General features: G+C 38.3%; 4 protein-coding genes. 1 reads left to right on the forward strand and 3 read right to left on the reverse strand.

Annotated elements, in window-relative coordinates; genetic code table 11:
* Positions 1-30: 30 nt before the first annotated feature.
* Entirely contained in the window at positions 31-2,223 is a 2,193-nt protein-coding gene (locus tag AEQSU_RS04175) for a tetratricopeptide repeat-containing sensor histidine kinase (protein ID WP_014781610.1), read from the reverse strand.
* Positions 2,224-2,522: 299 nt separating this feature from the next.
* Here AEQSU_RS04175 and AEQSU_RS04180 point away from each other — a divergent pair, with 299 nt between their 5' ends.
* Entirely contained in the window at positions 2,523-3,677 is a 1,155-nt protein-coding gene (locus AEQSU_RS04180; protein ID WP_014781611.1) for a vWA domain-containing protein, read from the forward strand.
* 131 nt (positions 3,678-3,808) lie between these two features.
* Here AEQSU_RS04180 and AEQSU_RS04185 read toward each other — a convergent pair whose 3' ends face one another.
* Positions 3,809-4,810, reverse strand: coding sequence for a PorP/SprF family type IX secretion system membrane protein (locus AEQSU_RS04185; RefSeq protein ID WP_014781612.1), 1,002 nt, complete (start codon positions 4,808-4,810; stop codon positions 3,809-3,811).
* Positions 4,811-4,819: 9 nt separating this feature from the next.
* Positions 4,820-13,291 carry a T9SS type B sorting domain-containing protein gene (locus AEQSU_RS04190; RefSeq protein WP_014781613.1) on the reverse strand — a complete coding sequence of 2,824 codons (8,472 nt, stop codon included), beginning with the start codon at positions 13,289-13,291 and terminating at the stop codon, positions 4,820-4,822.
* Positions 13,292-13,342: the final 51 nt, after the last annotated feature.

The following is a 13,342-nucleotide window of genomic DNA, read 5'->3' on the forward strand; positions in this document are numbered from 1 at the left end:
AGCGTTTAAAACGCTGGAAGGATTTATTCATTAGTCTTTCTTTAAAATTAGTTCCACTTTGGTTCCTTCGCTATTATCGAAAACGTTTTCCACTTTCACATCAACTTTGTCTCTGTACATATCGTTCAAAATTGCGATACGTTTTTGAGTATTGCCCATTCCCTTGGACTTCTGTTTCTTCTGGTTTTCGGTTTTGAATTCTTTGGATTTTGAACGACCAATTCCATCATCAATTATGGAAATTTTTATTGTTTCTGAATTAATTTGCTGAAAGTTAATTTCTAACAAACCCATTTCATCTTTATATCGAAGTCCGTGCCACACGGCATTTTCCACGTATGGCTGAAGCAACATTGGCGGTATTACAAACTCATTCAAGTTTATTTTTTCGTCCACAGTAATTTTATAGTTGAACTTATCTTTAAATCTGAAATGCTCCAACTTTACATAAAGTTCTAATAATTCAATTTCGTTTTCCAAAGGAATAAAATCTTCCTCGCTATTCTCCAAAACCGAACGCATTAACAACGAAAAATCGGTCAAATATTTATTGGCAGCACGTTCATCATTTACCGCAATAAAACTATTTACGGAATTTAACGCATTAAATATAAAATGAGGATTCATCTGCGACCGAAGCGATTTCAATGCCAAAACATTATTCGCGAACTTCTGCTGTTTTATGTTTTTATACTGTGTGTAGGCAGCAAAAAACAATAACAAAACAATCAGAATCAAAGAACCAATAATCCATTTTTGAATGCGGTCATTCTTTTGAATAAGTTCTTGGTTTTCAAAAGCAAGTTTGTAGCGACTTTCATTTAATTTTCGGTCGTTTTCAAGACTTGCGATTCGGTTTTGCTTCTGGGTTACCTCTTTGCTAAAACGCGCGGCTTGGCTAATTTCCTGTTCCTTTTTAATGTATAATTCGTCCACAACCTCAACATATCGCTGATAACTTTCGGTTGCTTTATCAAACTCACCAATGTCTCGGTAAATCTCGGAAAGCTTTCTTACTGCGTCTTTTTGAACAATTAAATCTTCTTTCTTGTCTGCTTCAGCAATACTTTTTTCGAGATATGGAATTGCTTGTTTATACTTTTCTTGCGCCACAAAAGCATTTGCGATTTTATAGTTTTGGCGTTGGGACGAAAGGGCTTCATCGTCAACTGTAACGCCTTTATCCATTGAATTCAGTTCCTCCAAAGTTTCTTCACGAAGCTGAATTTCTTTCTCGTATTCGCGGTTTTGATTGTAAAAATCTGCCACCTTATTTTTTTCTGAAACTGCGCGCTGTTTGTTTTCTTTTTTTGCAAGTTTCAAGGAATTGTCAAAATAACTTTCTGCTTCATTCAGCGCGCCACTTTGGGCATAAGCTTCACCTATCTTAGAATTTAAGTTCGTAATTTTCGGAATAATCTTATTATCCTTGGCCGTATCTAACGCTTTTTGATAATTGAAAACACTTTTCACGCCATCGTCAATAGCTTTATAAGTATCTCCCAAACCTTCATAAACTTCAACTTTTTGATAAGCTGAAAGATTTGCATTCAACAATTTTTGAAAAGCTGAAATGCTTTCCTGATAGTTTTTATTCTGCGCAAAAGCTTTCGCCAGTTTTATAGAAACATCAGTATTTTTAATGCTTTGAAGACTTTGTTTATAGTTATCCACTGCCAAATCTGGCTGATTCCAAAATAAATTAATATCGCCCAAAGTTTCAAAAGCCAGACTATTTTCCTTTGTTGAAATAGTTTTACCTCGTCTTGGTTCCAGAGCTTTAGTGATGAATTCAATACTTTTCTGTGCGTCTTTTTTCAGAAAAAATTTAGCAGAATCTAAATAGACATTAAAACTCGCTTGCTCTTTATTTTGAATTGTTTTAGCCAACTCAGGAGCGGCTTCAGGTTTTGCATTTTCAACCCGAACGGTTATAAACTCGTCGGATTTTATAGTGTAGTAAACCGTGAGGAAATCATCACTTTTTATAACAAGTTCGTCACCAATTTTTGCAGAAATAGCAAAGCTTCCCGAAAGATTGGTCGTAGTATATTGCCCTCCCAAAATCTCGACATTCACTTTTGAAAGCGGCATATTAGTTTCGCCATCCACCACTTCACCCCTAAGCATAAAAGATTTGGCTACCTGCCGCTTCACTTGCGCAAAACTTTCTGTAGAACCAAAAAAGGCAACTGCCAAAAAAAGAAAAAGAAGGTTTTTCATTTTGTATTTAAAACGGTAAACATACGCACTTTGGCTCAATGTCTAAAATTACGTTTTTATAAAATAGCTTCAGAAAAGGATTCAAATTAATACTTCCCTCAACCAAAAATAGTCTTTGCTGGTTGAAACTAGCCAAACCCTCAAAGTTGATTTTTTCAGAAATAAGTTCGCTTTAAGTTTATACCGTTGGAAAAAAATGGCGGAAGTGGGATGACGGGTGACAGATGAAGTTGACCGATTTACAGTTTGACAAATTATTTAAATACAATGAATTAACATAAATCTTAAAAATAACTATTATGAAAAAGTTACAAATTATTTTAATGCTCGCGGTATTCGCTATAACAGTTTCCTGCAAGGCCGAAACCAAAAAGAACGAAGAGCCCTTATTGGCGAAAATTGAAACTCCAACCCCAAAAAAGGATCGTTATATAAAAGTGGCGTTGCTTTTGGACACCAGCAGCAGCATGGACGGACTTATAGACCAGGCGAAAGCACAACTCTGGGAAATAGTGAATGAACTTAGCTATGCAAAACGTGGCGGTGACCGTCCAAAACTTCAAATTGCCTTATATGAATATGGCAACGATAATTTGAGTTCCAAAGACGAATACATTCGGAAGATTTTAAGTTTTACAGAAGATTTGGATGATGTTTCCAAAGAACTTTTCTCGCTAACCACAAATGGCGGTAGCGAATATTGCGGCGCCGTAATTCAGGAATCCTTGAACAAACTGGATTGGGGTAATGAAAATGACGATTTAAAAATGGTTTTCATTGCGGGGAATGAATCATTTAATCAAGGGCCAACCAATTACAAAGACGCGGCGGCCAATGCCAAAGAAAACGGTGTGGTTGTGAATACTATTTTCTGTGGTGATTATACTCACGGAATAGATAGTTACTGGAAAGACGGCGCCCAACTTACTTATGGCGACTATATGGCCATAAAACAAAACCAACAAACTGTTTATGTGGCTTCGCCTTATGATGATGTAATCATTCAACTTAATGTGAAATTGAATAAAACCTATGTTCCTTATGGAAGTGAAGGGAAAAACAAGAGTCGTGTGCAACACGAGCAGGACGATAACGCTGCGGAATACAGTAAGGCAAATGCAGTTAGTAGATCAGTTTCAAAAGGAAGTCATCTATATACCAACAGTACTTGGGATTTAGTGGATGCTGAAAAAGAAGCGGATTTCAGTTATGATAAATTGAAAAAAGAAGAATTGCCACAGGAATTAAAAGGGAAAAGCACTTCTGAAATAAAGAAATATGTTGAATTGAAGCGTTCCGAAAGAGAAGCAATCCAAAAACAAATTATGGATCTAAACGAACAACGCCGAAAGTATATAGCCGAAAACACAAAAGAAACAAGCAACGGACTGGAAAACGCAATGGTTAAAGCCATAAAGAAGCAGGCTGAGAAAAAGAGTTATTCTTGGGAATGATTTTTTTGAAAATTGACGTAGGACTTTTAGACTTAAGACGTAGGACTAAATTGGGATTAGGGATTAGGGATTAAAAAAAATGCCTGACACTTGTGCAAGTGTCAGGCATTTCAAATTTATTTCTGAAAGATTTAATTAATGGCAGGACAGTTACAGTCATACGGTTCTGGTCTTCCTCCCAAAAAGTCATAACCCAAAGTGATTTGATGAAAACCTCCACTTTGGAGCGTTACATTTCCAGCTTGATAGCTGTAAGTGTAAGCGAACATGAAATCTTTGAAATTAATTCCTAAAACTGGCGTAACGTATTGTGCTTTTTGCCCTTTCGTTTCTAAGCCATTTAGATAATCTGCTCCATCAAAACTCCTTCTATAGGAAAGTCCTCCCCATAATTTTCCGAAGTCCATGGTTCTATAGGCCTTAAAATTTATATCAATAGCCTTTTCTGCTGTTCTCTCTGTTAATTGAAAAAGAAATGACGGTTCATAGCTCCAATCTGCGCCATACTTACCGATTGCGTAAGCTGCAGAAAGTAAATATTTCCGTTGATTGTTTGATTCAAAGTCTTCGCTATAAATGGATCTATTCTGAAAAATTAAATTCTTTACAGTAAAGTGACTTGAAAAATCTAAGAAATTATAGGAAACTCCAGCATCCACATTAAAATAGGAAGTACTCTGAACAATCCCCGCAATTATAGGATCATAATCATCCAAAGCGAAATTAGTTTCATCAAGTCTTTGTTGTGTAATTCCAGCACTTAAACCAAAGGAAAGTTGATTAAGGTCTGCTTCACTTCTAGAAAACATAATATGGTGAGCATACGTAAGGTATGCACCCGTTTGAGAGTGATACCCATTCTGATCATTAAAGAAAATGGCACCTACTCCAGATTGTTCGCCTAACCTTGCGTTAAAACTAACGGTCTGCAGATTTGGCGCTTCCTTTTGGTCAAACCACTGCTGACGCGCTGTTAGTCGAATCTGATTATGAGTTGCAGCCCCAGCCATAGATGGATGCAAAAGATATAGGTTATCCGCAAAATAGTCTGAATAAACAGGGATGCCATCTTGGGAAAATCCATAAAGCGACGATATCAAAAGAAATATAAGGGGAATTTGTTTGATGTTCATAATTGCTGTTTATCGTTTTAACGTAAAATGTCCTTTAAATTCCTTAGCGTTTCCGTCTTCTTTATATTCTACACGGAACCAATAATCGCTTGAAGGCAGTGGACTGCCGTTATAGGTACCATCCCATCCGGTGCCCAATGGACTCAGTTGTTTAAGGAGTTTACCAAAACGGTCAAAGATATAAATTTTAGCCGTCGGATCGCCTGCTGCAATACCGATGATATTCCAAGTATCGTGATAGCCATCGCTGTTTGGTGTAAAGTATGGTGGATAGTCTATCACCCCAACATCAAACGTTACAGAACCACAACCATAAATATCCTTAATGGTAATTGTATGGTTACCTGGATCAACATTTTCAAAGATATTACTGTCTTGGAACGGCCCATTGTCTAGTTGATACTCGTAAGTACCTTCGCCCAATGCTATAACCTCGATAATATGGTTGTTCGCAAAGGCTCCGTTTAGAAGATTAGCTTTATAAGTAAACGGTGGGGAAGACACGGTTACTGTTACGCTAACGCTATTCTCACAAAGCGAGTCAAGTTCAGTGTAAGTAACTGTATAAACTCCGCCTTCCAATGCAATAATTGAAGGTCCAGTTTCACCAATGATTATTACTCCATCCAGATCCCACTGGAAGGTATATAACGCGGGGTCAAGACCTGTGTCAATGACTGGAGGTGAAGGACCGCCTTCATCTTCTGGTATTGGGTTTCCGTTTTCGTCCACACATAGACGGTAATCACCATCTAGTGTTATGTCTTCAATTTGCTCAACTTTCAATACCATATCAACCACCGCATAACATTTCGGATCGTACAAGTTAGTTGAATTGGTAACACGTATATAAATACGTTGAGGATTGATGATATTTACATAAGGGAACGTTAATGCGCCAGTATCAGTCTCTGCTCCTTCTAGTGTTTCATAGAAAGTGATTTTATAAACCGCTGGATCCTGACCATCCAATATCTCAGCTCTTAGATCTGAAACTTGCTGGTTGGAAGCATCCTCTAAATCGAACTCGGCATAACCATCGCTAGGCGGCGTGTTGTCGCAGATAATAAATGGTTCTGCTGGAGCAACAGCTCTTGCGCCCTTTTGCACAATTAATTCAAAACTTTGAACACCTCCAATTGCACATTCTGTCTCCGTATTTGTGATTCTTGTGTAAATAGTTTGTGGATTTATCGCGTTGTTGGCAGCATCTTTATTTTGATAGGTCGTAGTATTTACGATGCGGTTAAGTCCGAATTCCGCATCAACTGGATCTATGTAGAAACTTACCTCGAAAAGTGGCTGGGACTGTCCACCCAAAATTTCATCTACTTTTGTCTCCAAGTTAAATACGGCAATTTCACTATCATCTGGTGCACAGATAATGTAAGGAGAAACTACAGCAGTATCATCTGGTAATGGATTCACTATTAATTCCAGTTCTACGATTTCAAAACAAAGTGAATTTGGATTCGTAGTACGAACATAAATAATTTGTGGATTACTAGTATTCTGGAATGCTGTTGTTTCAGGCGCAACTATTTCATCGTCCATATTAACTGCATCCTCATAACTTCTAAAGTAACCAATTGTCCAATTATTTCCTTTGAGGATTTGTGTCTCACGAATGGTAAGGTCAAAAAGTTCCACTTCATCATCGGGACCAGGTGGTACAATTACATTGTCATCACATAATTCTATGGCGTCTGGAGTGCCAGGACTCGGATTAGGAATTACCTTGATTGTAAGTGTGGTGAAATCTATACACGCACTATTACTATCCTCAACACGAACGAAAAGAACCTGTGGATTGATTGGATTTCCGTTATTATCTACGTTGATGTAAGCAGTTTCCGGATCTATACGATTGATATTGTCTTGCGCATCCTGATCGGTAAGGAAATAGGAAACTCCTTGAGTGAGCACACCGTTGGTAATTTCACTATTCTTTTGAGTAAGATCAAACGATGTAATGTTATCGTTCGGTTCGCCTAAGTCATCACACTGTTCTAATGGGGTTGGATCGATAATTGGCAGTCCATCATTTACCACAAGATCAAAACTTCCAACCTTATAACATTCTGTGGCATTGTCATCTAAACGCACCCAAATTGTTTGAGGATTTATACTATTAGTAAATTCCTCTGGTTGAATAATAACAGGAGTTCCTGCAATTGCATCAGGTTCAGTTAAATGATAGGTTAGCGTATAATCTGTTTTAGGCTGACTTCCATATATTAAATCTTCTTGTAAAGTAAGGTCGAATTCAGCAAAGCCACTAGGGTCACAAGCCACTAGGTCTGGAAGATCCAATGGAATTACTGGTGTAGGATTCACGATAAGTTCTAAAGTAACTATAGTGTAACAACCCGTACCTGCTGGTGGATTATCATATGCAGCCCTAACAAATAATGTTTGATTGAAGGCAAATATATTTTCATATGGACTTGCCAATGCCTCATTTCCAGTTCTAGCATCCAATAAGCTTTCGTGGTAGGTAATTCTTAGAGTTGGGTCACCACCTCTAATCTCAGCGGTTTTGCTTTCCAAGTCGAAAGTGGTAAAACCGTCGCTATCTACATCACAGGCAAATAAAGCTGTTGGCTGTACTGGTTCAGGATTTGGGTTTACAGTTATGGTAAAGCTAAGCGTATTTCTACACGTGTTTTGACCAATTACGGTAACAAATATATCTTGTACTGGAGTAATCTCGTTTTGATATTCCTTTGGGTTTACAATAGGAATATCATTATCCTGATCGGCTTGTGAAGCGTAGTAATTCACAATTAAAAGAGGATCGCCTCCTGTAATAACTGGTGTGTTCAAGGTTAAATCGAAGGTTGAAAGACCATCAGTTCTTGTACTTCCGTTTATTTCATCATCACAAAGAACAAGGTCGTCTGCAGTTCCAGTTCCTGGAAAATCGCCTACTTCAATTTGAAAAGAAGAAATACGTGCACAACCCGTATCTATACTTTCTAAACGCACCCATATTGTTCTGTCTCCGCTTTCATAAGCATCTGCTGGATCAATTGCGCTAGTACCAGCTTCGGCAAAGGCTAAACTTGTATAATAGGTTATAGGTTCAAAATCTGTTTGATTCTGCGAACCATAAACTGCATCATTTTGAACAGTAAGATCAAAAATAGCATCACCATCGCCATCTTCATCGCAAGCAATCAATGGATCTTTTAAGTCTCCGTTTGGAGCATCTGGCAATGGCACCACAATAAGTTCCAGTTCCACAATAGTAAAACAAGGAAGAACTTGTGGCGGAACATCGTTTGTAACTCGTGCATAGACAGTTTGACTGTAAGCCACAACGTTTGTATAAAGGCCTAAAATTTCAGTTCCAGGAACGGCATCTATTGCTTCTTGTTCTGAAAAATAATATAAAACTGAAACCTCAACTTGTCTGTTAATAATTTCATCATCGCGAACAGTAAGGTCAAAAATATCCACAATTCCATCATCATCGTCATCACAGAATGTTATTGGTGTTGGATCAACTTTTGGATTCGGGTTTGGAAGTACATTTAAAGTAACAGTAGCGCTGTTTGAACATCCGAACTGTGAAGAAACCGTTCCAACTACCGTTTCTGGCGTCGCAGAGTTTTGAAAGGTTTTAGGATTTGGGATTGGATTGCCTAAAGCATCAAACCATAGAACCGTTAAACCAGGAACGCCGCCTGTTATTAAAATATCGTTTAACGTAAGGTCAAAAGTCGAAATATTATCTGTTGGAGTACTGCCCTGTAATTCATCATCACAAAGGAAATTTTCAAAAGGACCGTTGTTTCCGGGGATTGGATCTACTATCAAATCCAATGGTACAATATCATAACAACCTTCACCTCCGTTTGGATTTGGCGGTATACTACTTGAAATATTACCAACAACCAAAACATAGATTGTTTGCGGATTTGTTGTGTTTGTAAAAGCACCGGGGGTTAAAATTGCTGCCGAAAAATCTGGATTGCTCAAGGCAAGGTCTCCTGCAATTATAGCATCTGCTTCTAAAACATAATAATAAACATCATATCCAGCTGGGTCCAAAGAACCTAAAATTTCAGCCTTTTTCTCGTTTAGATCAAATTCTGTAAAACCATCTTCTACTCCATCATCATCACATTTTCTGAATGGGGTGGGAATTGTTGCATTTGGCGCAGCATTTACTTTTAGCGCAAATGAAATGATACGCTGACAACCAAGGGAATTTGGAGGTGGCGAAGTATTTATTACTCTTGCCCAAACACCACCTGTTCCGTAGCCAGGAAGTAAAGGATCTGTAATTGGTGTGTCATTGTATGGTACGTCATTTTTGTAGGGAGCCGTTATTGGAAGCACATTATTTATAGCATCCAATAAGGTTTTGTGGTATGATACTGCTAAATCTGCATCTCCGTTCGTAATAAAATCGTCTTGTGTAGTTAAATCGAAGAGTGCAAAACCATCGTAATCAGAATCGCAAGCAACCATTTCGCCTGGTGAGATTGCGTCTGGAGTTGGTTCAACGATAATATTAAAACTATTTGTTGCTCTACAACCATTTGCACTAAATACGGTTACAAAAATGGTCTGCAGTCCAGGTGTTGTATTTCTATAATTGGCAGGATTGAGAATAGGATTATTGTTTGTTTGGTCTATTGGACTAGCGTAATAAAACACGTCCAAATCTGAATTACCACCATTAATTACCGAAGTATTCACCGTAAGATTAAAGATTGAAGTGCCGTCTGTATCTGTACTATTAAACGTTAAATCATCACATTCGGTTAAATCTGCACCAACGGCTATGGTTGGGAAAAGTTCTAGTGCTAACTCAAAAGAGGATATCCTAACACAACCCGTAACGCTGCTCTCTAGACGTACCCATATAATTTCACCACCCGAAGCAATATATGATTCAGGGCCTACTATTGAAGGTGTACCTGCAATAGCTTCGGCCTCTAACAAGTAATAAGTAATCGGCAATACAAAATCAGCTGGATCTTGGTCTCCAATAACACCATCGTTTTGAAGTGTAAGATTGAAAATACCTGTACCGCTTCCACTATTATCACAACCAATAAATGGATCTGAAAAAGCAGGCTTCTTCGGTTTATCGGGAAGTGGGGTTACAATTAATTTTAACTCTACAATTGTGAAACATCCTAAAGTTGCAGGAGGAACTGTTTTTGTTACTCTTGCATAAACAATTTGTGGATTGGAAGTGTTGGTGTAAGGCATCACAATCTCTGTTCCTGCAAGGCCTGCTTCTGCTCTTGCGTATGTATCGTAATACAATACGGCAACATCATCCTCTCCATCTATAATATCATCATCTGCCAAAGTAAGGTCCCAACCTTCAGCAATACCGTCATCACCATTAATACCATTGTCGCAAAGCGTCAGTGGAATTGGGTCAAAATTAGGGCTTGGGTTTGGCAATACTGTTAAGGTAAGCGTCACCAATGTGTTACAACCAAATGCTGAAGTAACCCTACCAATTATGGTTTGAGGTGTTTCAGTATTTTGAAATAATTCTGGATTCGGAATTGGGTTATCTGCCGTTTCATCTGCATAGGTTAAGAACCAAGTTACAGTGAGCGTTGGAATGTTATTGGTTACTTGTGCAGTTCTACTAGTAAGGTCGAATGTTGAAATTCCATCTGTTAGTGTACTTCCTTGCAATTCATCATCACAAAGTTCCCATTCAAAAGGGCCGAGATCTTCAGGTCTTGGTTCTACAATCAATATTAACTCTACAATATCATAACAGCCTTCAGCACTATTTGGGTTAGGCGGTATAGTTCCACCAGCATTGCTTACAATCAATATGTAAATAGTCTGCGGATTGGTTGCATTGAAAAAATTGGTAGGATCTCCAATTGCCTGTGAAAAATCTGGCGTTGGCGTAATAGCCAAATCACCTGCGGCAACTGCTTGACTAAAGTCTTCAAAATAATAAAGATCAAAGCCAAGAGGGTCTAGAGTTCCCAATACCTCATCGCGAACCACGGTAAGATCAAAACGAGTGATTCCATCAGCAACGGCATCGTCACATACACGTAATGGATCTGGAGTAACTCCCACTGGAGAAAACCTAACTTCCAACGTAAAAGGAACAACGGCAACGCAACTACTAGTTCCACTTGAAACACGCGCCCAAACACCACCTGTTCCATAATCTTGATCTAAAGGATCAAGATGTGGGAAATCTAAGTATTTACGGTCGTTAATATAAGCGTTAGGGGTAAGTATAGGCAAGGAACCATTTTGTGCATCAACCAAGGTTCGGTGATATGTAACAATCAAGGCAGGATCGCCCAGCGTTATTATAGGTGTTTGTAAATTAAGATTGAAAGTTGCAAAACCATCGTTGTTATTGTCACAAAGAATAAGGTTTGGCGGCGTTGTGTTTATGGTTGGTGGTGTATCAATATTGATGGTTACGTTTCGCGAAGTATCAACACAGGTGTTATCGTTTTTGTTTTCGAGCCTTATAAATATTTGTTCGCTCGGTGCAGTAACTAGGTATGGAATTGCTACGGCACCCGTATCATTGTCAGCATCTGGTTGACTGAGATGATAGGTAATATTATATCTAGAAGCTTGCTGGCCATCCAATATAGCAGGGTTGAATTCTGCTTCAAGATCAATAAGTTCAGTACCGTCCATATTGTAATCACAATAGTTTTTAAATGGAGGAACTATACCTGCAATGGCACGGCTAAAGAATATTTTGAAATCAGTAAGATCAAAACAAGAACCTGTATTGTCTTCAATTCGCGCATAAATAGTTTGTGGCGAAGGAGGAACAATTAATTGCACCCCACCCAAAATTTCTGTTCCAGGAACCCCATCAAATGATTTTTGATAGGTATCGTAATATGTTATTCTGAAATCTGCCGGATTTTGACCTCCCAAAATATCATCATCATTATCCGTCAAAATAAAAGTTCCGGCGGTAGTACCATAGTCGCACTGGAACATATCTGGTGCGGTATTGGCAACTGGCTGAGGTCTAAATGTAATTACTATTGGATTGCTTTCTACTCGACAAATTCCATCTACTGCTTCTACATAATAGATACCGTTCTGAGTAACCGAATAGTTTGGATTGGTTGCTCCAGGAATTGCTACCGTATTTCTAAACCATTGAATGTTGTATGGCGGATCGGTAACACCAGATCTCAAGATTAATGGCTGACCAAGACATGCTGGCCCCGGATCTAAAAGAATTCCTGCTTGACTTAAATCAATAGGAAGTTCAAATTCATTATTATCTTCATTTGTTTCTGAAACAACACCAGTACCAGTACCCGGACCCGTTCCATCTCCAATATCGTCAACTCTTGCCCTTAGCACAAAGTTGTTTGGCGTAGCGGTTGGTATAGTTAGCGTTATAGTTCCACTTTCGGAACCACCTAACGGTATAACATTCGCCGTTGCTGTTTGGCCTATCAGTGTAGTTCCTCCACCAGCATCCGCATAAAATGCAATTGGCGTATTTGCTTGAAGCTTATTGGTACTGTTTACATTATATACTGTGTATTCAACATCTATATTATTGTTTTCACAGAGAACCCCAAGATCATCTATTTCTATGGTTGCATCTGGTAATTCAGAGTTTACGCTGGTAATTATGTTATTTACCATTATAAGATCTGCTGCAGATTCCAATCGTATTGGTATTTCTGTTTGACCCGTAGCAATAATTCCCGTTAAATCATAGAAATCCAGATCCATGTTATAATTTACGGAGGAATTGGTATAACTATTGGTTCCATTAAATGCATTATCAGCAGGGTTAAGCGCGTTGGACATAATTACCCCATCAATAATTAATCTTTCACCGTCTGCAAGACCTCGATCTCCTTCCCAAGCTAAGAATCCTATTTTAGAAAATCTATCCGATGAAACTTCTATGCCCGTAAGAAGTATATCTAATGGAGGGTCGGTTCTTGAAACAACTTGTAACCCATCATAAAGACTTATTTGATTGAGCAATAATGAGGCATCTTCATAAATTATGTAAATAGCCCAACCTCCGAAGTTGGTACCACAATAAGGGCTGTTAGGATACACGTATGCCTGAACATCCATTTCAGAAAAAGTGTAAGTACCATTTCCAGCTGCAGCTACTAAATTGGTAACATCTGCATAAGCTGAAAAATAAGGCCGTCCATCAAAATTATAACCAAAAACACGTTCTGCGCTTACAGCTGTTCCATTAATAGCCACATCAAAATCACCTGGTCCAACAGAACCCCAATATAAATGTGCGGAAACAAAAGTTTGTCCAGCGTTTAGATTTAAGACTGCACTACTCTGAAGTAATATATCACAAGGTCCCGAGTTATTATTTTCGTGAGTATTTAGCGTATTACCAACTGCCGTAAATTCATAACGACCGTTAAACTGCTTATATAATGAAACTGGCTGCGCTATGGAAAAGAAGGGAACTATAAAAAGCAGCAGAAGTAATAATTTTTTCATAATAGGGGTGTTAAGATGCCAAATATATTGAATACATTGTTTTTCTTTTTA

It is taken from the genome of Aequorivita sublithincola DSM 14238, from assembly GCF_000265385.1.
Taxonomy (GTDB): domain Bacteria; phylum Bacteroidota; class Bacteroidia; order Flavobacteriales; family Flavobacteriaceae; genus Aequorivita; species Aequorivita sublithincola.